Annotated in this window: 23 protein-coding genes; 14 read left to right on the top strand and 9 right to left on the bottom strand. The window is 53.4% G+C overall.

From position 1 onward, the window contains the following. The 3 genes from EGT74_RS14485 (at nucleotide 1) to ppsA (ending at nucleotide 3,983) form a co-directional block, all read left to right on the top strand. On the top strand, nucleotides 1-750 hold the full coding sequence (locus EGT74_RS14485; RefSeq protein WP_123847305.1) for a PsbP-related protein: 750 nt from the start codon (nucleotides 1-3) through the stop codon (nucleotides 748-750). 11 nt (nucleotides 751-761) lie between these two features. Further along, nucleotides 762-1,184: a DUF3592 domain-containing protein gene (locus tag EGT74_RS14480; RefSeq protein ID WP_123847304.1), complete on the top strand. Its 423-nt coding sequence runs from the start codon at nucleotides 762-764 to the stop codon at nucleotides 1,182-1,184. A 156-nt stretch (nucleotides 1,185-1,340) separates the two neighbouring features. Continuing rightward, nucleotides 1,341-3,983, top strand: a complete 2,643-nt coding sequence (gene ppsA, locus EGT74_RS14475; protein ID WP_123847303.1) for a phosphoenolpyruvate synthase — start codon at nucleotides 1,341-1,343, stop codon at nucleotides 3,981-3,983. On the opposite strand, the gene EGT74_RS14470 is transcribed toward ppsA, so the two are convergent. Next, nucleotides 3,984-4,772 carry a hypothetical protein gene (locus tag EGT74_RS14470; RefSeq protein ID WP_123847302.1) on the bottom strand — a complete coding sequence of 263 codons (789 nt, stop codon included), beginning with the start codon at nucleotides 4,770-4,772 and terminating at the stop codon, nucleotides 3,984-3,986. It abuts the gene before it with no gap. 468 nt (nucleotides 4,773-5,240) lie between these two features. On the opposite strand from EGT74_RS14470, the gene EGT74_RS14465 reads away from it, so the two are divergent. From EGT74_RS14465 to EGT74_RS14455, 3 genes are all read left to right on the top strand, one after another. Further along, nucleotides 5,241-6,374, top strand: a complete 1,134-nt coding sequence (locus EGT74_RS14465; RefSeq protein ID WP_123847301.1) for a serine hydrolase domain-containing protein — start codon at nucleotides 5,241-5,243, stop codon at nucleotides 6,372-6,374. A gap of 173 nt (nucleotides 6,375-6,547) precedes the next feature. Then, nucleotides 6,548-7,420, top strand: a complete 873-nt coding sequence (locus EGT74_RS14460; protein ID WP_123847300.1) for a DUF6929 family protein — start codon at nucleotides 6,548-6,550, stop codon at nucleotides 7,418-7,420. Between the two features lie 84 nt (nucleotides 7,421-7,504). Beyond that, a complete protein-coding gene (locus EGT74_RS14455; protein WP_123847299.1) occupies nucleotides 7,505-7,903 on the top strand; it encodes a hypothetical protein in 399 nt (132 codons plus the stop codon). On the opposite strand, the gene EGT74_RS14450 is transcribed toward EGT74_RS14455, so the two are convergent. Genes EGT74_RS14450 through EGT74_RS14440 form a run of 3 tightly spaced genes read right to left on the bottom strand, consistent with a single transcriptional unit; the run spans nucleotide 7,900 to nucleotide 10,066 of the window. Beyond that, nucleotides 7,900-8,535, bottom strand: coding sequence for a VIT1/CCC1 transporter family protein (locus EGT74_RS14450; protein WP_123847298.1), 636 nt, complete (start codon nucleotides 8,533-8,535; stop codon nucleotides 7,900-7,902). The genes EGT74_RS14455 and EGT74_RS14450 overlap by 4 nt on opposite strands. 8 nt (nucleotides 8,536-8,543) lie before the next feature. Continuing rightward, nucleotides 8,544-9,782, bottom strand: coding sequence for an ornithine--oxo-acid transaminase (gene rocD, locus EGT74_RS14445; protein WP_123847297.1), 1,239 nt, complete (start codon nucleotides 9,780-9,782; stop codon nucleotides 8,544-8,546). 26 nt (nucleotides 9,783-9,808) lie between these two features. After that, on the bottom strand, nucleotides 9,809-10,066 hold the full coding sequence (locus EGT74_RS14440) for an acyl-CoA-binding protein (protein WP_123847296.1): 258 nt from the start codon (nucleotides 10,064-10,066) through the stop codon (nucleotides 9,809-9,811). A 171-nt stretch (nucleotides 10,067-10,237) separates the two neighbouring features. Between EGT74_RS14440 and lepA the strand changes: the two genes are divergently transcribed. The 3 genes from lepA (at nucleotide 10,238) to EGT74_RS14425 (ending at nucleotide 15,244) form a co-directional block, all read left to right on the top strand. Continuing rightward, entirely contained in the window at nucleotides 10,238-12,031 is a 1,794-nt protein-coding gene (lepA, locus tag EGT74_RS14435; protein WP_123847295.1) for a translation elongation factor 4, read from the top strand. Then, nucleotides 12,024-12,668 carry a Dph6-related ATP pyrophosphatase gene (locus EGT74_RS14430; RefSeq protein ID WP_123847294.1) on the top strand — a complete coding sequence of 215 codons (645 nt, stop codon included), beginning with the start codon at nucleotides 12,024-12,026 and terminating at the stop codon, nucleotides 12,666-12,668. The genes lepA and EGT74_RS14430 overlap by 8 nt, the downstream gene beginning before the upstream one ends. Nucleotides 12,669-12,796: 128 nt before the next feature. After that, nucleotides 12,797-15,244: a mechanosensitive ion channel family protein gene (locus EGT74_RS14425; protein WP_158618157.1), complete on the top strand. Its 2,448-nt coding sequence runs from the start codon at nucleotides 12,797-12,799 to the stop codon at nucleotides 15,242-15,244. Between the two features lie 88 nt (nucleotides 15,245-15,332). Here the strand turns inward: EGT74_RS14425 and EGT74_RS14420 are convergent, their stop codons facing one another. The 3 genes from EGT74_RS14420 to manA form a co-directional block, all read right to left on the bottom strand. Further along, on the bottom strand, nucleotides 15,333-15,974 hold the full coding sequence (locus EGT74_RS14420; protein WP_123847292.1) for a hypothetical protein: 642 nt from the start codon (nucleotides 15,972-15,974) through the stop codon (nucleotides 15,333-15,335). 189 nt (nucleotides 15,975-16,163) lie between these two features. Then, a complete protein-coding gene (locus tag EGT74_RS14415; protein WP_123847291.1) occupies nucleotides 16,164-16,757 on the bottom strand; it encodes a DUF6580 family putative transport protein in 594 nt (197 codons plus the stop codon). Between the two features lie 34 nt (nucleotides 16,758-16,791). Beyond that, nucleotides 16,792-17,991 (bottom strand): mannose-6-phosphate isomerase, class I, encoded by a 1,200-nt coding sequence (manA, locus tag EGT74_RS14410; RefSeq protein ID WP_123847290.1) that lies wholly within the window; start codon nucleotides 17,989-17,991, stop codon nucleotides 16,792-16,794. A gap of 37 nt (nucleotides 17,992-18,028) precedes the next feature. Here manA and EGT74_RS14405 point away from each other — a divergent pair, with 37 nt between their 5' ends. Together EGT74_RS14405 and EGT74_RS14400 are read left to right on the top strand one after the other, a co-directional pair. Then, nucleotides 18,029-18,382, top strand: coding sequence for a YraN family protein (locus tag EGT74_RS14405; protein WP_123847289.1), 354 nt, complete (start codon nucleotides 18,029-18,031; stop codon nucleotides 18,380-18,382). A 229-nt stretch (nucleotides 18,383-18,611) separates the two neighbouring features. Beyond that, a complete protein-coding gene (locus EGT74_RS14400; protein ID WP_123847288.1) occupies nucleotides 18,612-18,794 on the top strand; it encodes a hypothetical protein in 183 nt (60 codons plus the stop codon). 127 nt (nucleotides 18,795-18,921) lie between these two features. On the opposite strand, the gene cdaA is transcribed toward EGT74_RS14400, so the two are convergent. Together cdaA and folP are read right to left on the bottom strand one after the other, a co-directional pair. Then, nucleotides 18,922-19,731, bottom strand: a complete 810-nt coding sequence (cdaA, locus tag EGT74_RS14395) for a diadenylate cyclase CdaA (RefSeq protein ID WP_123847287.1) — start codon at nucleotides 19,729-19,731, stop codon at nucleotides 18,922-18,924. 27 nt (nucleotides 19,732-19,758) lie between these two features. Beyond that, the gene (folP, locus tag EGT74_RS14390; protein WP_123847286.1) at nucleotides 19,759-20,619 is read right to left on the bottom strand and encodes a dihydropteroate synthase; all 861 of its coding nucleotides are present in this window, start codon (nucleotides 20,617-20,619) and stop codon (nucleotides 19,759-19,761) included. Nucleotides 20,620-20,657: 38 nt separating this feature from the next. On the opposite strand from folP, the gene EGT74_RS14385 reads away from it, so the two are divergent. The 3 genes from EGT74_RS14385 to EGT74_RS14375 all read left to right on the top strand — a co-directional run bounded on the left by EGT74_RS14385 (nucleotide 20,658) and on the right by EGT74_RS14375 (nucleotide 23,754). Beyond that, nucleotides 20,658-21,206 carry a DUF1599 domain-containing protein gene (locus tag EGT74_RS14385; RefSeq protein ID WP_123847285.1) on the top strand — a complete coding sequence of 183 codons (549 nt, stop codon included), beginning with the start codon at nucleotides 20,658-20,660 and terminating at the stop codon, nucleotides 21,204-21,206. 400 nt (nucleotides 21,207-21,606) lie between these two features. Then, nucleotides 21,607-22,695, top strand: a complete 1,089-nt coding sequence (locus EGT74_RS14380) for a BT_3928 family protein (RefSeq protein ID WP_123847284.1) — start codon at nucleotides 21,607-21,609, stop codon at nucleotides 22,693-22,695. Further along, nucleotides 22,696-23,754: an ABC transporter permease gene (locus EGT74_RS14375; RefSeq protein ID WP_123847283.1), complete on the top strand. Its 1,059-nt coding sequence runs from the start codon at nucleotides 22,696-22,698 to the stop codon at nucleotides 23,752-23,754. It begins immediately after the preceding gene. The last annotated feature ends 61 nt before the right edge of the window (nucleotides 23,755-23,815 follow it).

Here is a 23,815-nt window from a genome sequence, read left to right as displayed (position 1 = left end):
ATGTATAGAGCTGCATATTTCTATATAGGCATTTTATTGTTTGGAGTTGCTTGTAGTAGTAAAACAACTATTGAAGAAAACTTCGAAAATGGGAAACTGAAGAGTAGAGTGCTGTTGAAGGGTAGCCGTTTTTTTTATACAGAATACTATCCAAATGGGACTATTAATAATTCAGGTGAAGTTGATAAAACTGGGAACAAAAATGGAGTTTGGAAATACTATCATTCTGATGGAAGATTGAAGGCTGAAGGACATTTTAAAGACGATTATAAAGACGGGCGATGGGTATATAATTTTCGAAACCAAAATTATAGAATTAACTGGCTAACTTACTTAGCGCGACCGATAAAAATTAGTATTCCTGATTCTTGGAAGGTTATTTCGGATAGTCTTCCTAATATGCCGCTTTTTGTAATTAGTGATAGTTTAGGTGCAGCGGTTAACTTTAACGTTTTTATTCATAAAAACATTAAAGTTAGTGTCATTAATTTTATTGATGAAGAAATAAAAAAAAATGCATCGTATGGGATTGTAAAAGTTATTTCGCGTCGTGAAGTGGAGATAAAAAGGGAGGCAGCATATGAGGTTATTTATGATGTTAACGTAAATGAAAGAATGTTAATTGGGCTACAGTATTTTATTCCTAGGTCAAATGAAATTTACATGATATCTTTTTTTGTTCCAAAAGGGAAATTTGATATCTATGAATTGTTGTTAGGGGAAATTGCTTATAGTTTCGAAATTCTATAATACGGATTGATATGAACTGGCTTGAATGTTTAGGTAAATTTGATTTTGAAGCGTTTGCATTTCTTGTAATGGGTGGTATAGCCGTTGTGTGTGCTATATATTTAAGAAGGAAAAAGAGGCGACTCTTGACAATGGGGCTTCAAGCTGAAGGGGAGGTGGTGGCATTTAAATATAGATTTTCTAACAAGATGTTTACCCAATCGCCCGTTATCCGGTTCGTGACTAATAAGAACAAAATTATAGAGACTGCGTATTCAGTGAGCATAATTTTCACATCGTATAAAAAGGGAGAAAAGGTTACTGTTTTGTACGATGCTGATAAGCCGGAAGATTTTCTGATTCAGGAAGAAAATGATAGCGGTGCGGCAAGTTTAGGATTACTGTTTGTTGGAGTTACTTTCATTGGTTTGGCGATACAGATGTTTGCAGAGTGATTCTTACGTGTTAATATTGCTTGCCCCCTCTAGTTGTAAGGAAAACGCCTTCACTTCCATCATTATTGTGCACCAAAAAATATACTGCAGAAACGATATTTCGATACATCTCACCCTGTATTTTTGTGGCCTTCACCCTCAAAAAAGGCCATCAGCATGACACCCGAAAAGAAACTCAACCCGGAAACACATACCCATGTACTTTCATTCAGCGAAATCGACCATTCGAAGTTGACGATTGCCGGAGGCAAGGGCGCCAATCTCGGCGAGCTGTCCCGAATCAGCAGAATACAGGTGCCGGAAGGGTTTTGCGTCACCACGGAAGCCTATCAAAGAATAACCGCCAATACCCCCAACCTCGAAAGCCTCCTCGAAGAACTGACGCACCTCAAAGCAGATGACCGGGAAAACATCAGCGCAACCAGCGCAAAAATCCGCTCGGCCATTGAAAGAACACCCATCCCCGAAGACATAGCCAGCGAAATCATACGCCACCTCACTAAATTCGATAAAACCACCGCCTTCGCCGTCCGCTCCAGCGCCACGGCGGAAGACCTGCCCACAGCCTCATTCGCGGGCCAGCAGGATACCTACCTGAACGTCATCGGCACGGAATCAATCCTGCAACATATCAGCAAATGCTGGGCTTCCCTGTTCACCGACCGCGCCGTCATCTACCGGCTGCAAAACGGCTTCGATCACCGGAAAGTGAGCCTTTCCGTGGTGGTGCAGCAGATGGTATTCCCCCAGGCCGCGGGCATCCTGTTTACGGCCGATCCGCTCACCGGTAACAGGAAGGTGCTGTCCATCGACGCCGGCTTCGGGTTGGGGGAGGCCCTCGTCTCCGGCCTGGTGAATGCCGATAACTATAAAGTCTCCAACGGCCAGGTGACGGATAAGAAAATACCCGCCAAGAAACTGGCGATTTACGCCGTACAGGGCGGTGGTACGAAAGAATACGCGATTGAGCCGGAACGGCAGCACCTGCCGGTGATGACGGATGAACGGATCTTGCAGCTTGCCGGCATCGGCAGAAAGATCGAAGCGCATTTCGGGCGCCCGCAGGACATCGAATGGTGCCTGGCGGATGATGTCTTCTATATCGTCCAGAGCCGGCCGGTTACCACGTTATTTCCCATCCCGGTGGCCAGCGATCAGGAAAATCACGTGTATGTATCTGTCGGTCATCAGCAAATGATGACGGATCCGATGACGCCGCTGGGATTGTCTTTTTACCTGCTGGTGACCCCTGCGCCCATGCGCGCGGCCGGCGGGAGGTTGTTTGTGGACGTCACGCACATGCTGGCTTCGCCTGCCTCCAGGGAAAAGCTTTTGGATGCCATGGGGAAATCGGATCCGCTCATGAAAGACGCGCTGCTGACCGTGCTGGATCGGGGTGATTTTATAAGATCGTTGCCGGACGGTCATGAAGGGCCGGTGCCCGGCAAAGGCAGGGGTATGGAGGCGCTGGACGTGCCTACAGACTTCGAAAACGACCCGGCGCTCGTTACGGCGTTGATCCGGAACAGCGAAGCATCGATTGCCGCGTTAAAACAGGCCATCCCGGCGAAATCAGGGCCGGAGGTATTTGATTTTATCCGGGAAGATATCGCGCAGCTCAGGAAGATTTTATTTGAATCGGGCAGCATCGGCGTGATCATGGTTGCGATGAATGCCGCCGCATGGCTCAATGAGAAAATGAATGAGTGGCTGGGAGAAAAAAACGCGGCAGACACGCTTTCTCAATCCGTGCCGAACAATATTACTTCCGAAATGGGGCTCGCGCTGCTGGATGTGGCGGATGTGATCCGCCCTTACCCGGCGGTGGTCGAATATTTGCGGCATGTAAAAAATGATGACTTCCTGGAAGGGCTGCTTGAACTTGAAGGCGGACGGGCGGCCCGGCAGGCTTTGGAGGCTTACCTGGACAAATACGGCATGCGGTGTGTCGGGGAAATCGACATCACCAAAACCCGCTGGAGCGAAAAGCCGGCTGCACTGATCCCCATCATTCTCGGTAATATCAAAAACTTTGAGCCCGGCGCCGGTAAACGCAAATTTGAGCAGGGGCGGCAGGAAGCCGGGAAAAAAGAACGGGAACTACTGGAACGGCTGAAGCAATTGCCGGACGGTGGACAAAAGGCGGAGGAAACAAAACAGAAGATCGACCTGGTCCGGAACTTCAGCGGTTATCGTGAATATCCGAAATACGAAAAGATCAGCCGCTACGCCGTTTACAAGCAGGCCCTGCTGAATGAAGCCCGGCGCCTGGCGCAAGCCGGCGTTATCCGTGAGGAGGAAGATGTGTTTTACCTTTCTTTTGACGAATTCCAGGAAGTCGTGCGCACGCATCAGCTCGATTATCACATCATCAACCAACGAAAAGAGGAGTACAAATCATTTGAAAAACTCACGCCGCCACGGGTGATCACGTCGGACGGTGAGGCCATCACCGGTCAATACAAACGGGAAAACCTCCCGGCCGGCGCGATCGTAGGCCTGGCCGTTTCTTCCGGCGTTATTGAAGGGCGTGCGCGCGTCATCCTGAACATGGAAGACGCGAACCTGGAAGCGGGCGATATACTGGTCACCCCTTTCACCGACCCCAGCTGGACGCCCCTGTTCGTTTCCATCAAAGGCCTGGTCACCGAAGTGGGCGGACTGATGACCCATGGAGCGGTGATCGCACGGGAATACGGCCTGCCGGCGGTTGTCGGCGTGGAGCATGCCACCAGGCTGATCAGAGACGGGCAGCGTATCCGCGTGAATGGGACGGATGGTTATGTGGAGATACTATGATCACCCGACCCGCAATATCATCCCGGCGCCCTGTCTTTTTACCCACGCGATATTCCCTTCATGTCCGGGCGTTCCCATGTGTATGCCTGCCGACAAAATCAGCGTTTCGTCCGCTTTTACCGGAACCGGCAATTGCAGGGTGACGGTTTGTTTGCCTGCAGGCTGCGACACCAGGGCCCAGGCCGTTTCAACGGTTTCATAGTTTGCCGGTGACTGGCAGCTTTTAAAATTCATTCCATCGAACATCAGGTCCTGTACCGCACCGAAGCTGAAAGACAGCTGGTAATACGGCGATTTCCAGGGTGAATACAGGTTCAGCCCGCTGATGAGCGCCGGTACTTCGATGGTGGCCGTTGCCCGTTCCCGGTCGATGGTGGCATGGATGGGCTGGCGCACGATGCCGGTGAAAGGGTTATATCGGTTGAGGGCAAACCCCTCCAGCAGGGCACTGTACCGCGTTATGCGGATATTCCGCTCGCCGCGGTTGCCGGTATCGCATTTCAGCTGGACTTTCTTCATCAATGCGATCAGTTTGGGCGTGAAATTATAGTCTGCCACCAGGTTGGTAGTGTGCATCACATCCCGGATGTGACTGGCCGCCCTGGCGCAACCGGAGAATTCCGAGTTGTTTTCGCGGGTGCGCCGGTACTCTTCTGCGTTTTTGATTCTCTTCCTGGAAACACCGCCTTTCCGGCGGACAATAATCTTGTCGCTGCCCGGCAGGCGGTAGTAGGTCAGATTGCCGATGGTGCCGATGAATGGAGGTGCGTTCGGATCAAGGATTGCCATAGTGATACTTTAGGGTGAAACAATAAATTCAGATATCATGGATATATTACCAACGTACTAACACCTGAATTTCAATATTGTTGCGCCATATCTTTATAAGGATGACGCAACAATGAAGGAGATATGACGGGAATATAAAGGAGATATGACGCAACCCCCTTGAAACCTAATACTATCATAAGGTTCGGCCTATGTAAGATTCGTTGAAAAGGAGCGTTCGGGCAGGTTGAAACAAATGCAATGAGGATTGCAAAGATGTTTGTATCGAAGCGATGCAAAGATGTTTGTATTTTGATATGTAAAGGGAAATTGCTTATTTAGATAGTCTCCCCTGTAACTTGAGATGCGAGTGCGAACACATCCTCCCATTCATTAACCCAATCCCCCCATCCGTTAACCCGTTCAATAATCTCCCGCTTTCCACCGCATTTTTGTGGCGTTAAATCATTCACCCCAATTGCAACAAACATGAAAACGTTATTGAAACTTATGCTGGTGGCCTGTATCACGGTGATCGCAGCAAGCTCCTGTGTCAAAGACAAGGCGCCGGTACCCCAAAAGAAATTCAACGCGGCCAAATTCAAGGAAGAACTGAAGAAGAACATCTCGAAAACCGCTGCCACGCAACCGCGCGGGTATTCCTTCGTCATCAGCCAGAACGGGCGCTGGGTAGACACCTGCTCCACAGGTATAGCCTATGTGAAAACCGCCGGCGGGTTCAGCCCGATGCACCCGGACCAGGAGATGAACATCGCCAGCGTGACCAAAACGCTCACGGCCGTGGCGGTCATTCAACTGATGGAGAAAAACGGTATCAAACTGGACGATGCCATCGGCCAGTGGTTGCCTAAATACTTCAACACGGTACAGGAGGTCAAAGACGTCACCTTCCGCCAGTTGCTGACGCACCGCTCGGGCATCGCACAGGGCACGGGTAAAATCGAGTTTATCAAGGCACTGTGCCTCAACGGGCTGGACAATCCCGCCAAACCCAAGGATTACGATAACATGAACTTCGCCATCTTCCGCGTCATGATCCCGTACATGATCAACAAACAGGCGGCGCTCCAGATCGAGGCCAGCCTGGTGCCGGAAAAAACCGCCCTGTTCGAGGAATGGATGAGCATCCAGTATGTCAAATACCTGCAGGGCAATATTTTTACGCCCATCGGCATCGGCAGCGCCCTTTGCAAGCCGGGCGTCAATTCCGCACAGGCAATGAACGAAGGACCGAAACTTGTGACTTACGACCATTTCGACTGGACGCCTGAATGCGGCGGCGGAGGATATTACCTCTCCACCATGGAAATGGCCCGGTTCATGGCCTACCTCGCCAACACGGAAACACTGCTGACCAAAACGCAGCGCACGATGATGGACAGCAACTTCCTGGGATGGGATACGGAGGATTCCTTCATGACCATCCGCGGACAGAGCTACGGCAAAGACGGCGCGCTTCAATGGGGCGAACCGGGTATGCAAACACTGGTGGTGAAATATCCCGGCAATATAGAACTGAGCCTGTCCATCACCTCCTGGTCCGGCCAGTGGCGCAGCCTGGCTTTGATAGCTTCGTATGCCTACAACGATAGCTGGGAGTAAGGAGCTTATTCATAACATTCAGGGCCGCACCGTTGGGTGCGGCTTTTTTTGTTTGAAGACAGCAAAGCTTTCCCTTGTATGAATACCGGCGGCCATGTTTCTATGTTGAAATTTCAGGAGAATTACTTATCTATGTGAAACCGGTTCGCCGTCAAAAAATCCAAACCATCACCATGGTTCTCACCCTCCAACATCACCAGCACTTCCCCGGCATCCCCAGTGCCAGCGGACTTGCTTTCTATAACGGTCACTACTATATCGTTGGCGACGACGCCACGAAGTTGTTCATATTGAACGCCGATCTCACGCTCAATAACCGCCTGCCTGTTCCCGGCGCTGAAAGCAACGGTGAGCAACCGCGTATTCCGAAAAAGATCAAAAAAGACTGGGAAAGCCTCTCCATCATAAAAGCCGCTAACAAAACCGCCTTGATGGCCCTCGGTTCAGGCTCCCTCGCACCGCACCGGAACGCCGCGCTGCTTTATTTTCCCGATACGGGAGCAATGGAAATCAAAGATCTCACGGCATTCTATGAAACATTGAAGCTCGAAGCGGACCTGAACATCGAAGCGGCCACGGAACTAGGGGAGGCGTTGCTGCTCGGGAACCGCGGCCACCTCGGCAAACCGGAAAACCTGCTCATTTTATCGGCCGTACAGGAGATCTGGAAACCGGTAAGCGGCACGCACATCTGCCATTTGCATCTCCCGGAAGAACCCGGTTTTTCCGGCATATCAGGCCTGGCCTGGCATCCGGAAAAAGACTGGCTGTTCTTTACGACATCGAAAGAAGAAACCACCAACGTTTACGACGACGGCAAAATATCAGACAGCCGGATGGGCATCATCAAAAACGCCACTGCCGCCGTCAAACAATCAACCGTCAGGCCCGATGAATGGTTTAAGCTGGAAGAAGTACATCCTGTGTTCAACAGCCAGAAGATCGAATCCATCTGCGTCCGCGAGCTCGCCGATACCATGGAGATCATGCTCGTCGCGGATAACGACGATGGGGGAAGTCATATCTTCCGGCTGGCCGCAGGTTGATCTGGAATGCTGTTATCGAGCGGGTGATTTCGAATTTCCCTTTCCCGAAAATTCTCCCTTACTTTGCCGTTCAATTCGTTCCCAATGTCGAAATCAAGCATCATCGGCGCCATTGCCGCCTTAGTCGTGATCGTCAGCGCATTCCTGCCCTGGGTCAGCGTGTCCGTCAACGGGCAGGTACTGGTGTTTACCGGGCTGCAAAGCGAAGGCTCCAGTTTCGGGGAGCCGGGCAAATTAAGCATCGCCGTTTCCGTCATCGTCCTCATTCTCTTCCTGATACAAAAAGGCTGGTCGCCGCGGGTAAACCTGTTTACCAGCGCCTTCCTCGCCGCATGGGCCTTCCGCAACATGCTCATCTATTCCCGCTGCGAAATGGGGATTTGCCCCGACCAGAAGATCGGGTTGTTCCTCTCGCTGGGCGCGGCCATCCTGGCGTTCATCTGCGTATTGATGAATCACCAGCGGTTCATTAAAAAAATCTAGATAGCAATACTGATCAGGTACGACGCCAGTATCACCAGTCCGCCCGTTGCCAGGTAGCGCAGGGAGGTGCGGATGGCGCGCTGGCCGGTGATGCGTGATTTGAGGTAAGCGAATATCAGCAGCGCGATCAGGCTGATGCTGAGGCTGACTTTCGAGGCGAATGAAAAATCTTCACTGGCCAGGTAGGGGAGGAAGGTGAGGCTGCCTCCCAACAGGAAAAACAACCCGGTTGCCAGTGCGCTTTTCAGCGCGTGGCCCAGTCCGTAACTCCTTAATTCCACATTTTCTTCCTGCAGGGTTTTTTCCCAGATCTGCTGGTCGCGTTCCATTTCCATGGCGATCTGTTCGATGGTGGGCCTTGATATATCGAGGTTCTGCAGTTTGGCCCTTTCTTCGGGGCTCATGGTGCCGTCTTCATCGTCGCCGCGGTTGGCGCGGAACACGGCGATCATCATCAGCAGCGTGGCAACGCCGAGGATGAACAGGTGGATGAGGTAAAACGAATCGACGGACAGCTCTTTGGAATACAGCACCTGCGTGGTGAACAGGAGCAGCAGCAACCCGTCGGGGAAGCCGATGAGCATGTCTGTTCTCCAGCCGGAGCTTCTGATGGCTTTTGTATTGTTATTCATGGAATCACTCAGCTGTTTAATACCTCGATGCTTTTGCGGATGATGTTTACACACTCCGCGATCTGCGCGGCGTTGATGGTCAGCGGCGGCGCGAAGCGGATTTTATCGCCGTGGGTGGGTTTGGCCAGCAGCCCGTTTTCTTTCAGCGCGAGGCACAGCTGCCAGGCGGCGTCTTCGTGCGGGTGATCGATCACGATGGCGTTGAGCAGGCCTTTGCCCCGGACGGTTTTGATGTAAGGAGATGATATGTTCCGGATGCCTTCGCGGAGCAGGGCGCCCATTCTGGCGGCGTTTTCGGCCATGCGTTCGTTGCGCAACGCCTCCAGTGCGGCCATGGCCACTTTACAGGCAAGCGGGTTGCCGCCATAGGTGGAGCCGTGCTCGCCGGGTTTGATGGTGAGCATGATGTCGTCGTCGGCCAGTACGGCGGATACGGGCAGCACGCCGCCGGAAAGGGCTTTGCCGAGCACCAGGATGTCGGGCCGTACATTTTCATGGTCGCAGGCCAGCATCAGGCCGGTGCGCCCCAGGCCGGTCTGGATCTCGTCGGCGATCATCAGCACGCCGGCATCGGTACAGTACTGGCGCACTTTTGAGAGGTAACCTTCGTCGGGCACCACCACGCCGGCCTCGCCCTGTATGGGCTCGAACATGAAACCGGCCACGTTTTTGTCCTGCAGCGCATGGGCGAGCGCCGGCAGGTCGTTGAACGGGATGATCTCATAACCGGGCATATAAGGGCCGAAGTTTTTACGGGCTACAGGGTCTGTGCTGAAGGATACCACGTTGAGGGTGCGGCCGTGGAAGTTATCGCTGCATACGATGATCTTTGCTTTGTCTTCCGGAATGCCCTTCACCACATACCCCCAGCGGCGGCAGAGCTTCAGCGCGGTTTCCACGGCTTCCACGCCGGTGTTCATGGGCAATACCTTGTCGTATCCGAAATAACGGGTGATATAAGCGGCATATTCCCCCAGCAGGCTGCTGTGGAACGCTCTTGAAGTAAGGGTGAGCCGCTGCGCCTGTTCAGTGAGCGCTGCCACGATGGCGGGGTGGCAGTGGCCCTGGTTCACGGCGGAGTAGCCGGACAAAAAATCGTAATAACGTTTGCCGTCCACATCCCATACGTACACACCTTCACCGCGGTTCAGCACCACCGGCAGGGGGTGGTAATTATGCGCGCCGTACTGCTCTTCCAGGTCCAGGAAATGTTGCGTCTTTTCACTGATCGTATAATTCGGTACCATATCCCCCAAAGTTATGCATTCCGCTTTTATCCCTTTAATTTATTCACCAGGTCGATGTACTGCTGCATGGCTTCGTCCTTCGACTTCCCCTTCAGGTTATTCCAGGCGTCCCATTTGGCTTTGCCCACAAAATCGAATGCGCCTGTGGGCGGCTCGATGTTCACGTCGCCTTCCGTGGCCTGTTTGTACAGGGAATACAATTGCAGCAGGATGTCGTTGTCCGGTTTGCTGCTGAGCGTTTTACTGGCGGCTACGGCCTCCTCGAATTGTTGTTGCAGTGCCATATGTCGGTTTTTTGCTTTAAAAGTAAAGAAATACGTGCAATTGAGGGATGCAACACATGAAAGAAGAACAAAATTTAATACCTTTGCGCCTTGAACTTAGCCTGATCTGCGATGGAATCGGTGTAAAAAGCGTCCGGAGCCTTAGAACGCAGTGATCTTAGGAGTTTATATATGAAGAATATCCGGAATTTTTGCATCATTGCACACATCGACCACGGGAAGAGTACCCTGGCAGACCGACTTTTGGAGTTTACCCATACCATTTCCGACCGGGACATGCAGGCGCAGGTGCTGGACGACATGGATCTTGAAAGGGAAAAAGGCATTACCATCAAGAGCCACGCCATCCAAATGAGCTACAAAGCCAAAAACGGCGAAGACTTTATATTTAACCTGATCGACACCCCGGGCCACGTGGACTTCTCCTACGAAGTATCCCGCGCGCTGGCTGCCTGCGAAGGCGCCCTGCTGCTGGTAGACGCCGCCCAGGGCATCCAGGCCCAGACGATCTCCAACCTGTACCTGGCGCTCGAAAACGACCTCGAAATCATCCCCGTGATCAACAAGATCGACATGGCGGGCGCCATGATCGAGGAAGTGAAAGACCAGATCATCGAGCTGATCGGCGTGAAGGATGAAGACATCCTCCTGGCCTCCGGCAAGTCCGGCATCGGCATCGAAGAGATCCTGGAAGCTATCGTGACCCGCATCCCGGCCCCGAAAGGCAATGTGGACGAGCCGCTGCAGGCGCTGATCTTCGACAGCGTGTTCAACTCCTTCCGCGGTATCATCGCATACTTCCGTATCTATAACGGTTCCATCAAAAAAGGCGACAAAATCCGGTTCGTGAACACCGGCGAAGAATATGAAGCGGCCGAAGTGGGCATCCTCAAACTGGGGCTCGAGCCCAAGAACCAGGTGTTCGCCGGCGACGTAGGCTACATCATCACCGGCATCAAAAACGCCAAGGAGGTGAAAGTAGGGGATACCATCACCCTGGCCAACAACCCCTGCAAACAGGCCATCCAGGGTTTCGAGGAAGTGAAGCCCATGGTATTCGCGGGTATTTTCCCGGTAGTGACGGAAGACTTCGAAGAGCTGCGCGATTGCATGGACAAACTCCAGCTCAACGACGCCTCGCTGACTTACGAACTGGAAACCTCGCAGGCGCTCGGTTTCGGTTTCCGTTGCGGTTTCCTCGGGATGCTGCACATGGAGATCATACAGGAGCGGCTGGAAAGGGAATTCAACCAGACGGTGATCACCACCGTGCCCAACGTAGGTTTCATCGCCCACGATACGAAGGAAAAAGTGATCACGGTGAACAACCCTTCCGAAATGCCGGACCCCACCAAGCTGGAGCGCATCGAGGAGCCGTTCATCCGCGCGCAGATCATCACCAAGCCCGATTACATCGGCAACATCATGACGCTGTGCCTCGGCAAGCGCGGCATTTTGCTCAACCAGAGCTACCTCACCACCACGCGTGTGGAGCTGATGTTCGAGCTGCCCCTCACCGAAATCGTGTTCGACTTTTACGATAAACTGAAGAGCCAGACCCGCGGGTACGCCTCTTTCGATTATACCCCCATCGGCTTCCGCGACAGCGATATCGTGAAAATGGATATCCTGCTCAACGGTGAAAAAGTGGACGCCCTCAGCGCGCTCATTCACCGTAGCCGCGCTACCGACTTCGGCCGCAAGCTCTGCGAAAAACTGAAAGAGCTGCTGCCGCGCCAGCAATTCCTCATCGCCATCCAGGCCGCCATCGGCGCCAAAATCGTGGCGAGGGAAAACATCAGCGCCATGCGGAAAGACGTAACAGCCAAATGTTATGGCGGCGACATCTCCCGTAAACGCAAGCTGCTGGAGAAACAGAAAGAAGGTAAAAAACGGATGCGCCAGATCGGCAACGTAGAGGTGCCGCAGGAAGCCTTCCTCGCCGTATTGAAACTCGATGATTAATGTTATTGCATCCTGGAGCGGCGGAAAAGACAGCTGCTTCGCGCTCATGCAGGCAGTGCAGCAGGGTCACAGCCCCGTTGCACTCCTGAATGTGCTCAATGAAAACGGCCGCATTTCCCGTTCGCACGGCCTCCCCACATCGATATTGCAACAACAGGCCGACGCGCTCGACCTGCCCCTGCACACCGTAGCCAGCTCCTGGCAGGATTACGAAAAGAACTTTATCGCCACTTTAAAAACCACCGCTGACGAACATGCGGCACAGGCCGTGGTGTTCGGCGACATCGACCTGCAGCCGCACCGCGACTGGGAAGAAAAAGTATGCGCCGCCGCCGGCCTCAAAGCCCTGCTGCCCCTCTGGCAACAGGAGCGTAAGATGCTCGTGTACCGCATGCTGCAGGAAGGCATCCGCTGCATGATCGTGTCGTGCAACACCCACCTGGGCGAAGACTTCCTGGGTCGTGTGATGGACGATGTATTGATCGCGGAACTGGAGGAAAAAGGCGTGGACGTATGTGGGGAGAACGGGGAGTTCCATACCGTAGTGCTCGACTGCCCGCTGTTTGCCACCCCGGTGCAGCTGCCGCCGTTCACAAAGGTGCGGCATGAAGATTACTGGTTCCTGCAGCTGGCGTAAATATTTTTAGTAAATTCAGTGCCATAATAGCAACATACCGGATGCGGACGAACTGCCCTGACAAACTTCAACATTTCCTTTCGTTTCATTTCTGTTCCACCGCGGCAGCAAAGCCCGCCGCGCGCTTCATGCGATTACTGGTGCTGGCGGCCTGTTTTTGGGCCGGTACGGTTTCCGCGCAACAGCACATGGACACCACTTCCATCACCGCGGATACCGCCGCGCTTCCGCCCGCCAATGATGTGGTAAGCCGCGTGAAACAGGCGGTGCAGGGCGGCGCTGCCCGGAACCTCCAGGAATACCGGGAAGGCCGTATTCGGATCCGCCAGGGGGAATTGATCGAGCAGATGAAGCGCACCCTGGAACAGGCTAAAATCTACCTGAAAAAGAGCGCCGGCAACGCCGGGCTCGCGGCTGAAATAGAGGAAACCGCCGCCAGCCTTGCCATTGTGAAAGACGGCGTATTCACCAATAAAGGCAGCAACCAGACGCAACGCAACCTGACCGTATCGGCGGCCATTCTTGCTGAGTTGTACCAGTCGGCCCTGCACCGGCAGCAGGCGCTCAACCGTTATACCAGCGACCTGATCGGTTTTAAAGACCGGATAGACTCACTGTCCGTAGATTCAGCGCTGTATTTTTTCCCGGGGGATTCCGCGGCGCTGGTGAAGTATGTGCAAAAACTGGCGGTGGTTGTCCGGGAAGTACGGCCCATCGACAGCAGCCTCAAACTGGCGACCGCCAACGCCCAGAATCTCCAGCTCAGGCTCGACCCGCTCGTGTTCGAAATCAGGTCGGCCCTGGAAGATATCGAGATCTACCGCCAGGACCTGTCCGGCAAAACTTTCCGGCGCGAGTTCAGCAACATCTGGGGGCCGGTTGCCTTTTCGCGGCCACTCGAAGAAATCATGCGCTTCTCCTGGGCGAAAGAAGCACTGCTGCTGCGGTTTTACGTAACCGATAACGGCGGCAGGTTCCTGGTGCTCCTGCTGGTGATCGTCGCGTCCTGCATATTCCTGCGGTCGCTGAAACGGCAGCTGGCTGCGGGCGGGCTGCTGACAGGCGATCATAAGGAGCAGCTGGTGGTGCGGTATCCCTTGCTGTCGGCCGCGCTCATCTCGATCAGTATTTTCCAGTTCATGTTCCAGTCGCCCCCGTTCATCATCAACTATGTGCTGTGGGTGGTATCCGCCGTTTGCCTGGCTTTTATCTTCAGCCGTTTTATTACCGGTTTCTGGATGAGTTTCTGGATAGTGATGATAACCCTGTTCGTGCTGGCCGGCGCCGATAACTTCATCCTGCAGGCATCGCGGACGGAACGGTACTTTATGCTGGCGCTGCAGCTGGCGGGCATCCTGTACACCGGTTACATTTTAAGCAGCAAACACCGCCACGACCTGCGGGAAAAGAATATCCTCTATTTTATCGCGTTCGTATGCGCGATGGAAAGCGTCGCCCTGGCGTTTAACGTATATGGCCGGCACAATCTCTCCAAAACCTTTATGGTCAGCGGATACGCCGGCGTGCTCATCGCCATCCTGTTTCTTTGGACCGTGCGCCTGATCAACGAAGGGCTCGGTCTGGCCGCCATGATATACAAACATCCCGACCGCCGTCTGTTTTACCTCAATTTCAGCCGGGTGGGCCAGAAGGTACCGGCATTGTTTTATGTACTGCTGGTGGTGGGCTGGTTTATTCTCGTCGGCAGGAATTTTTACGGGTTCAAATTGCTGGCAGATCCGCTGAACAACTTTTTGTCGGACCAGCGGACGTTGGGCCATTATGAGTTTTCCATCAATACCATCCTGGTGTTTGTGCTGATCCTCGTTTGTGCCGCGTTTTTGTCGCGGCTGATTTCCTTCTTTGCCGCGGAGCCTGCTGGCCACCAGGAGAAAGCCGGGAAAATGGGGCTGGGCAACTGGATCCTGCTCATCCGCATCTTTATCTTCAGCCTGGGGCTTTTCCTTGCTTTCGCGGCCACGGGCATCCCGCTCGACCGCATTACCATCATTCTCGGCGCACTGGGCGTGGGCATCGGCCTCGGTTTGCAGGGCCTGGTCAATAACCTCGTCAGCGGTCTCATCATTGCATTCGAAAAGCAGGTGAGCGTGGGCGACCTGATAGAGATCAACGGTAAACTGGCCACGATGAAGTCGATCGGGTTCCGGAGCAGCGTAGTGACCAGTATCGACGGCGCGTGCATCATCATACCCAACGGGCAGCTATTGCAGCAAGACCTGGTGAACTGGACGATGGGGCGGAATGTTCGGCGGGTCGACATTATAGTGGGCGTGGCCTATGGTACGGATTTGCCGCGGGTGATCGGCCTGTTGCGGCCGCTCCTCGAAAAAGATGAAAGGATACTGCACTTTCCGGTGCCCAGCGTGCTGGCCAAATCGTTCGACGACAGTTCGGTCAACATCGAGCTTGTGTTCTGGGTAAGGCATATTTCCGAATGGCGGCAGGTGAACAGTGAAATGATACAGGCCATACATGCGCTGTTCAAAGCGGAAGGGGTCGTGATACCGTTTCCCCAGCGCGATGTGCATATTCAGCCGCCGCCAGGTAAGGAATAAATCATTGTATGAAAAGGGCTGCCGGGAGGTGACCTTTTCTATTTTCCAGGTTGTTTACTTTTCCTGCTTGCCCGTCATAAAAACGGGTTCAATGTTTTTCAGCGCCGCTGGTTTGTGGACGGAGCTGCAGGAAAACGACGGGTTTTTGAAGCGGTGGGATACGAGAGGTGGTGTAACCTGAAGGTAAATCGTCTATCGGCGGCTTTACCTTGAAATCACACACGATTCCCTGGAAAACGGTCACCTGCATGGGCTCGATCACTATACTGCCCCGTTGCCAGTTGGGCAATGACTGATAGGCAAAGTGCCGGTAACGCGACGTCAACGATGCAATTTTTTCTGCCGCTTTATCTGTTTCCTCATAGACAATATAAATACTCTGAAAGAACGGCGCGGAAACCACCGGCTGCCCCTTACGCGTTGCCGCCTTCCAGCGGTTTTCCGGCTTGGCGAGGAGACGGCGTATTTCGCTTTCCAGCGCCGTAGGTGTGCTTTCATGGAACACCAGGCTGTCTGCCCGTCCCTGCCCGTTGATCACGAATGAAAACACTACCGCGGCCGTGCCGTTGCCTGCCGTCATCGAATCCCTTACCTCCGGCGTCACCCTGAAATGGATCGCCATGAAAGTTTCAAACGGTTTGTTGCCTTCAAATGTCGGTCGTTGTACCTTTTGCGCAGTGGCACTGGTAAATAAGAGGAGTGGGCAAAGAATATGCAGCAAACTTTTCATGGCAGTAAGGGTTAAAACGATATGAAGCTGGCGGTCAACCGGCATCCTTCTAAATGTAACGATTTTATTGTTATGAAGGGTATTGATCCTGGCATATCTACCGTGGCAGGCAATTTCCTGTAAAGGCATACCCCAACAAAAAAAGCTTCCACCCTAAGGCGGAAGCTTTTCCAAATATGTTTGGAGAACTTATGCGAATTGTTCCCTGTTCCCGGTCTGTTTCACGAAAACGGGTTTCAGCAGGCTGTAGGCACCGAACAGGAGGCCGGTATAAAATACGTTGCCCATGATGGTGTTCAGGAAGAAACTGCCGAACAGTTCGTTTTTGTAGAACGGAATGGCGGCATAGTAGCAGGCCAGCAGGCCGCTGAAAGTATGCGGGTACATGTCGCGGAACAGGAAAGTGCCCAGGTTCGATACCAGGTAGAAAATCAGGCCCGATGCGATGGATGCCAGGAATATATTGCCCGCTTTCGGTTTGCGGATCCGGGTGCCCATGAAGGTGATCAGCACGAAACCGCCGTATACGAACAGCATTTCGCCGCCGTAGAAGCCGGGGATTTCGGTGAACAGCTGGAAGAATATGTCGCTGAGCACAAGAGCGGCCAGCGGAACGATGTATGCGTACTTTTTCTCTTTCAGCACCACGCCGGCGAACAATGCGCCCGCGCCGATGGCGGTGAAATTATAGATGGCCATGTAATTGGTCGCCAGCCGGCCGAGCGTGGTCAGGAAGATGAGCGCGGCTATGAGGATGATGTTCGATAATGTTTCTTTCTTCATACGGATTGTTCTTTAACAATACAAATATAATCAATTAAGGGATAGCTGCTTTAAAGACTACCAGTCCGGACCCGGCCGTGAGCGTATAGGGCACGCCGAAGGGAATGAACACGGAAGAGCCCTGGCGGATCGGCAGTTCGTTCACCTGGCCTTCGCCGTCCTGCACGATCCAGGTTTCCGGCGCCGTGGCCGTATGCTGGTAGGTGTCGCCGGCCTTCAGGGTGATGGTGCTGATCACAAAATCAGGTGCGGGGGTGGGGTAGATGCGTTCCTGGCCGTTATGCACGGGTTCCCCTTTCAGGATGTTCGGGTGCACGGCCTCGAAGCGGGTGTGCTTCAGCAGTTCCGGCACATCGATGTGCTTGGGGGTGAGGCCGCCGCGCAGCACGTTGTCCGAATTGGCCATCAGTTCGGCGTTCTGGCCTTCGAGGTAAGCGTGGGGGATGCCCGCATCCTGGAAAACCGCTTCTCCCGGGGCCGCATATACGATGTTGAAAAAATAGATCGAGAAGATGCCCCTGTCGAGCCGCTCCAGGCCGGCGGGGTCGTTGTCGATGGCACGGCCCGTCCAGAAGGCCGGGTCGCTTTTCTGCAGCTGACCGGCTTTGTAGGCGGGCAGCACGCGTTCCGCGAGGGGGCGGAGCAGGGCGTTCACTTCGTTCTGCGGCATTTCCATCACTTTTTTATACAGGCCGAAATAACCGTCCTGTTCGAAGGTGCCTGCGAGGGAGCGCAGCTCGGGCACTTCCTGCAGTACTTTTTTCAGTTTGTCTTCCGGCAGAAACCCGTGCAGCAGCCAGAATTCGCTGAGCGCCACCATGATCTCCGGTTTGTGGTTGGCATCTTTATAATTGCGGTTGGGGGCGCTGAGGGGAATGCCCGCCTCATTTTCCCGCCGGAAGCCTTTTTCCGCTTCGGCTTTGGTGGGATGCACCTGGATGGACAACATGTCTTTAACATCCAGTATCTTGAACAGGTAGGGCAGTTCCCCGAACTTTTCGGCAGCGGCTGCACCCAGCACGCCCGCCGGCGCGGAGGCGATATATTCATTCAGCAAAACCGGTCCCTGCGGCGTATCCAGTTCCGAAGGCGCACTCTGGTGAGCGCCCATCCAGTATTCCGCCGCCGGTTTGTCGGTCACCGGCTGTCCCAGCAATTGAGGAATGTAACTGTAACCTCCCCAGGCATAATGTTGTACCTTTCCTTTAAGATAATATACGTTTGAGCGATGCATCTTTTCCATTGTTAAGCCGTAAAAATAGATAAATCAGATGGCATCTCATCACGACCTGGGTAAAAAGGGAGAGCAGTTAGCCGCGAATTTCCTGTTGCGCAAACATTATCAAATATTGCATATCAACTGGACCTCCGGTAAAAAAGAAATCGACATCATCGCCCGGCAGGGCGGCACGCTCGTATTCGTGGAAGTGAAAACGCGCAGCACCCAGTTTTTCGGTATGCCGGAGGAAGCGGTGAACGGCGCCAAGCAGGAACTGCTGTTAAGGGCGGCCGAGCATTACCTCGAGCAATATGCACTGCAGCCCGACTGCATCCGTTTCGACATTATCTCCGTCACGCTGGGCGTGGGCGGGGAAGAGATCGTGCATTTCGAAGACGCTTTTTGAAAACCGGATTAACAACGAGTTAACAAATCTGAGTATATCAGATTTGTTAACTTTTGTATATTTGAGGTATCCAATCCTTTTGATCATTTCCTGTAAGAACCGAAGCAACATTCCCTGAAAGAAGGTTCTTATGTATATCTGGAGTTTTATATTGTTTTTGAATCCACTGACCGTTGCGATGCAACAGCTACCTGCCCCGGAAGGGCATGTATGTATCAGGGTTCCGGCAATGGAAAGGCAAAAGGGTGCGGTACAATGCACGATTTACAACAGCGGGCAGGAGCCGGTGAGGATGATCCCTCTGGAAGGAGGCCACCACAAAGGGTTGTATACCTTGCAGGTCAAAACGCTGCCGCCCGGCGCCTATACGGTGCATATAGGGCCACAGCAACTGGCAATCGAAGTGAAATAAGATATTCTAATAGAGTCATCCCCCCAAACATAGATCCTCCCGTACCAACGGGAGGACTTTGTATTTATGGGCATAGCAGGACAGGCGGTATTCGCGGGACGGGCTAATTTACCTGGAGGGAAAGAGATCAGATCCCGTCTACCAGCACCTCATACAGCTTCACTTTCAGTTCCTCGAGCGACACATTCTGCACCAGCTGGCCGTCTTTGGCAAACGATACGGAACCGCGTTCTTCAGACACGATGATGGCCAGGTTGTCGCTGTGCTCGGTAATGCCCACGGCGGAGCGGTGGCGCATACCGATGCGGGTAGGCAGGTTGGGGTTTTCGGATACGGGCAGGATGACCTTGGCGGCCAGTATTTTATTGCCCACGATGATCAGCGCCCCGTCGTGCAGCGGGCTGTTCTTTTCAAAAATGCTTTCGATCAATTTGGCGCTCACGTTCCCGTCGATGGCGATGCTGGAGGCCGTGTCGAACTTCACCCTGTAGGTGGTGGCGATCACGATCAGCGCGCCCGTCTGGCTGGCGGCCATATGGCCCACGGCCGTAATGAGCTCATTGATGATATTTTCTTCTTCCTTGTAACTTTTGAAACGGTCGGGGAGGAAGAGTTTGGTGAAAAAGCTGTCTTTGCTCAACGGCGTTTTTTTGCCCAGCACCAGCAGGAACTTCCGGATTTCGGGCTGAAAAATAATGATGATGGCAATGAGGCCTACGTTAATAAAGTTCTCGAGTATGTTGGTGAGAATGGGCATTTGTAGCGAGCGCACGGCGAAATACGCGGCATAGACCATCAGCAGCCCGATAAAAATGTTGAACGCGAGGCTGCCTTTCAGCAGGCGGTACAACTGGATCACCAGGAAAATTACGATCAACAGGTCAATTACATTCAGCCAGCGAAACTCAAATCCATAAAATTGATATACATCCTTCATGCGGTAAAAATAAAAATAATTGCGCAGCTATAGTGAGCGCTGGTAAGAAACAATGCGTACGCACTCCACGGCTTCCTTCACGTCGTGGGCGCGCAGGATGGCCGCGCCGTTGAGCAGGGCGATGGTATGCAGCACGGTGGTGCCATTGAGGGCTTCCGCCGGCGTGCCGCCCAGGAGCCTGTAGATCATCGACTTGCGGGATACGCCCGCGAGGATGGGCGCACCGGCCACCTGCAGCAGGTCCAGCTGCTGCAATAATATATGGTTGTGGGCCAGCGTTTTACCAAAACCGAAGCCGGGGTCGAGGATCACGTCTTTGATGCCTGCTTCGCGGCATTGGTGAAGTTTTTGCAGGAAGTAGCCGAGCACTTCCTGCGTTACGTCGGTATACTGCGGGTTCTGCTGCATGGTGGCCGGGGTGCCCTGCATGTGCATGGCGATGTAAGGGGCCTGCAGGGAAGCGGTAACGGCCAGCATATCCGGGTCCATGTCGCCGGCGCTGACGTCGTTCACGATGGCCGCGCCCGCCAGGATGCACTTCTCTGCCACGGAGGCGTGAAAGGTGTCGACCGACAGGAGGGCTTCCGGGTAGTGGTGCAGGATGGCGTGGATGGCCGGCAGGAGGCGTTCCGTTTCTTCCGGGGCGCCCACCATCTCGGCGCCGGGGCGGGTGCTCTGGGCACCGATGTCGAGGAACACGGCCCCGTCGGCCAGCAGCTGGCCGGCGCGTTCCACGATGTGGTGCAGCGTGCGGGTGCGGCTGTTGGCGTAAAACGAATCGTCCGTTACATTGATAATCCCCATCACGGCAGGGGTGGAAAGGTCGACCAACTTTCCCCGGCAACAGATAGTGAAATCTTTATGTAATAATGTATTTTTGAATTTCATTCGGTTTAAGATGATAGACCGGCAATTTAACACAAATTATGAGCAGAACACTGGAGCAATATCAGGCGGTTGTGGCGCAAAGCAGGGATGTTTTTATAAAAAAGACGAGGGATTACGGCACTTCGTGGCGCGTTTTGCGCCCGGTTTCGATCGCAGACCAGGTGTTTATCAAGGCCCAGCGTATCCGCAACCTCCAGGAAGTGCAGCAGCAGAAGGTGGAGGACGATATCGCCGGTGAATTCCGGGCCATCATCAATTACGGTATCATCGCGCTGATGCAGATGGACCTGCCGAAAGAGAATCCTTATACCGACCTGCCGCTGGAGCAGGTGGAACATTTATACGACGACAAAGCCCGCTTCGTACGGGAAGTGATGGAAAATAAAAACCACGATTATGGGGAGGCCTGGCGGGATCTGAGCCAGGAGTCTTTTGTAGACCTTATTCTCACCAAACTGCTCCGCATCAAACAAATCCTGCGGAACAACGGGCAAACCCTCATTTCGGAGGGAATAGACGCCAATTATGTAGATATCGTCAACTATGCGGTTTTCGCGCTCATCCTGCTGGATGAAAAATCAGTATAAATAAGGCGAAAGGTATGCTGGCGACACGCTGGTGCCGTCAGACCGCCGGGAAGACAAAAGATACCTGATGACATGCGAATGCCATCAGGCAATGATAAGACAAATGGTATCTAATGACACGCAAGTGCCGTCAGACTACCGGAAAAGATAAAAGATATCCCATGTGTGCGAATGCGATGGGATAGTTGCTAGACAAATTGCTATTTTAATGACATGCAAGTGCCATCAGGCCATTGCTAAGACAAAAAATATCTGATGCATGTTAAAGTGCCCTCAGGCAATTGAAAAGACAAAAGATATTCTAATGACATGTAAATGCCATTAGGCAATTGAAAAGACAAAAGATATTCTAATGACATGTAAATGCCATTAGGCAATTGAAAAGACAAAAGATATTCTAATGAAACCAATCCTGATTCTGTTCCGTCTGGTAGTAGGAGTACTGTTCATTTTTTCGGGCCTTATCAAAGCCAACGACCCGCTCGGCCTGAGCTACAAAATGGATGAATTTTTCGAGGTGCTGCACCTGCCTTTCCTGGTGCCGTTTTCGCTGGCCTTTTCACTGGTGATGAACGCCTTCGAGATCATCGCCGGTTTTGCCGTGCTGCTGGGGTACAGGATGCGTATCTTCTCCCTGTTATTACTGTTGCTCATCATATTCTTCACCTTCCTCACCGGCTTCGCCCTGTTCAGCGGCCTCATCCGGGAGTGCGGCTGCTTCGGCGACTGTATCAAACTGACGGCCGAGCAATCGTTCTGGAAAGATATCATCCTGCTGGTGATGATCGTCGTGATCTTCATCTATCGCAAGCGCATCGAGCCCCTGTTCTCCAGTCGCGCCACCGGTATCATCATGGTGCTGGCCGTACTGTTTCCCATACTGCTGCAATGGTACACGCTGGCGCACCTGCCTATCGTGGACTGCCTGCCGTATAAAGTAGGCAACAACATCGAGGAAAAAATGAAAGCGCCTCCCGGCTCAACGCCCGATGTGTACGAAACCGTGATGATCTACGAAAAAGACGGGAAGAAACAGGAGTTTACGGTGGACAATTACCCCTGGCAGGATTCCACCTGGAAGTACGTGGACCGGAAAGACAAACTCATCAAAAAAGGCAATGCCGAACCGGCGATCAAGGACTTCATCCTCACCGACTTCGACGGCAACCGCCAGAACGACGCCGTGCTGAAAGAAACACGTCCCGTATACCTGTTGCTTGTGCGGGATGTAAGCCAGTCCGGTTACGGTTGGGAAGACAAAGTGAACGCCCTGCTCAAACAGGCGCAGGAAGGAAAAGTGGTGGTATTCGGGGTGACCAGCTCCAATAAATCCGACGTGGAGCTGTTCAAAGCCCAGCACCGCGTTGAGATGCCGTTCCTGCAGATGGACGGTACCGCCATCAAAACCGCCGGCCGCAGCACGCCCTGCCTGCTGTTGCTCAACAACGCCACCATCAAGGGCAAATGGCACTATAACGACATCCCGTAAATGCTGCGTTTCTTCATACGAAAACTGGGCTACGGCATCCTCGTCCTGTTGGGCGTGGTGATCGTGATTTTCCTGCTCTTCAACGTGCTGCCCGCCGACCCGGCGCGGCTTACGCTGGGCCAGCGGGCCGATGTGGCTTCGCTGGAGAACGTGCGCAGGGAGCTGCACCTCGACAAACCGAAGAGCGTCCAGTTTCTGTTGTATCTCAATGATTTGTCGCCCCTCGGCATCCATACCCGCGGCGAGCTGCAGGAATCCCTGAATGGCGTGGCGCTTTTTTCGGTGGGGGGCGACCGTGCGCTCGTGCTGAAAACACCTTACCTGCGGCGCAGCTACCAGGGCAAAAAGGACGTCTGGGAAATACTCATGGAAGCCCTGCCCGGTACGCTGGTGCTTGCTTTGGCCGCCATGGTGCTGGCCACGGTGCTGGGGATCGCCCTCGGCATCCTGTCCGCCGTCAAACAGAATACCTGGATGGATACGAGCGCCGTGTTTGCCAGCGTGATCGGCATTTCGGCGCCCTCGTTTTTTACCGGCATCGTGCTGGCGTACCTGTTCGGCTTCGTGCTCACGGACTATACCGGGCTGCATATGACCGGCAGCCTCTTTGATATCGATCCTTTCGAGGGTCGGGTGCTCAACCTGCGGAACCTCATCCTGCCCGCCCTGACGCTGGGCATACGGCCTTTGGCCATCATCGTACAGCTTACGCGCAGCGCCATGCTCGACGTGCTGGGGCAGGACTATATCCGGACCGCCTATGCCAAGGGGCTCGCCGGGCGGGCCATTTTATACCGGCATGCGCTCCGCAATGCGCTCAATCCCGTTATTACGGCCATTACCGGCTGGTTTGCCGAGTTGCTGGCCGGGGCTTTCTTCGTGGAATATATCTTCGGGTGGAAGGGGATAGGCAAGGTGACGGTGGACGCCCTGGAGAAGTTCGATTTCCCCGTGGTGATGGGGGCGGTGCTGTTTACCGCCGGGATATTCGTGATCATCAACCTGCTGGCGGACCTCCTGTACAGCATCGTGGATCCCCGCATCCGTTTAAGCAACTGATTTACAGTCCCTTCAATTTTTTTTCTCGTATTTTGTAACAAACCTTCCGGAGGGTCGTCTT

Origin of the sequence: Chitinophaga lutea (genome assembly GCF_003813775.1) — a bacterium.
Lineage (GTDB): Bacteria > Bacteroidota > Bacteroidia > Chitinophagales > Chitinophagaceae > Chitinophaga > Chitinophaga lutea.
Note: the sequence above shows the minus strand (reverse complement) of the source record. Positions and strands in the feature narration are given on the sequence as shown.

Bases quoted from the DNA above. Each gene is read 5' to 3' on its own strand.
- EGT74_RS14485 (WP_123847305.1), top strand. From the start codon at position 1: ATGTATAGAGCTGCATATTTCTATATAGGCATTTTATTGTTTGGAGTT.
- EGT74_RS14480 (WP_123847304.1), top strand. From the start codon at position 762: ATGAACTGGCTTGAATGTTTAGGTAAATTTGATTTTGAAGCGTTTGCA.
- ppsA (WP_123847303.1), top strand. From the start codon at position 1,341: ATGACACCCGAAAAGAAACTCAACCCGGAAACACATACCCATGTACTT.
- EGT74_RS14470 (WP_123847302.1), bottom strand. From the start codon at position 4,772: ATGGCAATCCTTGATCCGAACGCACCTCCATTCATCGGCACCATCGGC.
- EGT74_RS14465 (WP_123847301.1), top strand. From the start codon at position 5,241: ATGAAAACGTTATTGAAACTTATGCTGGTGGCCTGTATCACGGTGATC.
- EGT74_RS14460 (WP_123847300.1), top strand. From the start codon at position 6,548: ATGGTTCTCACCCTCCAACATCACCAGCACTTCCCCGGCATCCCCAGT.
- EGT74_RS14455 (WP_123847299.1), top strand. From the start codon at position 7,505: ATGTCGAAATCAAGCATCATCGGCGCCATTGCCGCCTTAGTCGTGATC.
- EGT74_RS14450 (WP_123847298.1), bottom strand. From the start codon at position 8,535: ATGAATAACAATACAAAAGCCATCAGAAGCTCCGGCTGGAGAACAGAC.
- rocD (WP_123847297.1), bottom strand. From the start codon at position 9,782: ATGGTACCGAATTATACGATCAGTGAAAAGACGCAACATTTCCTGGAC.
- EGT74_RS14440 (WP_123847296.1), bottom strand. From the start codon at position 10,066: ATGGCACTGCAACAACAATTCGAGGAGGCCGTAGCCGCCAGTAAAACG.
- lepA (WP_123847295.1), top strand. From the start codon at position 10,238: ATGAAGAATATCCGGAATTTTTGCATCATTGCACACATCGACCACGGG.
- EGT74_RS14430 (WP_123847294.1), top strand. From the start codon at position 12,024: ATGATTAATGTTATTGCATCCTGGAGCGGCGGAAAAGACAGCTGCTTC.
- EGT74_RS14425 (WP_158618157.1), top strand. From the start codon at position 12,797: ATGCGATTACTGGTGCTGGCGGCCTGTTTTTGGGCCGGTACGGTTTCC.
- EGT74_RS14420 (WP_123847292.1), bottom strand. From the start codon at position 15,974: ATGAAAAGTTTGCTGCATATTCTTTGCCCACTCCTCTTATTTACCAGT.
- EGT74_RS14415 (WP_123847291.1), bottom strand. From the start codon at position 16,757: ATGAAGAAAGAAACATTATCGAACATCATCCTCATAGCCGCGCTCATC.
- manA (WP_123847290.1), bottom strand. From the start codon at position 17,991: ATGCATCGCTCAAACGTATATTATCTTAAAGGAAAGGTACAACATTAT.
- EGT74_RS14405 (WP_123847289.1), top strand. From the start codon at position 18,029: ATGGCATCTCATCACGACCTGGGTAAAAAGGGAGAGCAGTTAGCCGCG.
- EGT74_RS14400 (WP_123847288.1), top strand. From the start codon at position 18,612: ATGGAAAGGCAAAAGGGTGCGGTACAATGCACGATTTACAACAGCGGG.
- cdaA (WP_123847287.1), bottom strand. From the start codon at position 19,731: ATGAAGGATGTATATCAATTTTATGGATTTGAGTTTCGCTGGCTGAAT.
- folP (WP_123847286.1), bottom strand. From the start codon at position 20,619: ATGAAATTCAAAAATACATTATTACATAAAGATTTCACTATCTGTTGC.
- EGT74_RS14385 (WP_123847285.1), top strand. From the start codon at position 20,658: ATGAGCAGAACACTGGAGCAATATCAGGCGGTTGTGGCGCAAAGCAGG.
- EGT74_RS14380 (WP_123847284.1), top strand. From the start codon at position 21,607: ATGAAACCAATCCTGATTCTGTTCCGTCTGGTAGTAGGAGTACTGTTC.
- EGT74_RS14375 (WP_123847283.1), top strand. From the start codon at position 22,696: ATGCTGCGTTTCTTCATACGAAAACTGGGCTACGGCATCCTCGTCCTG.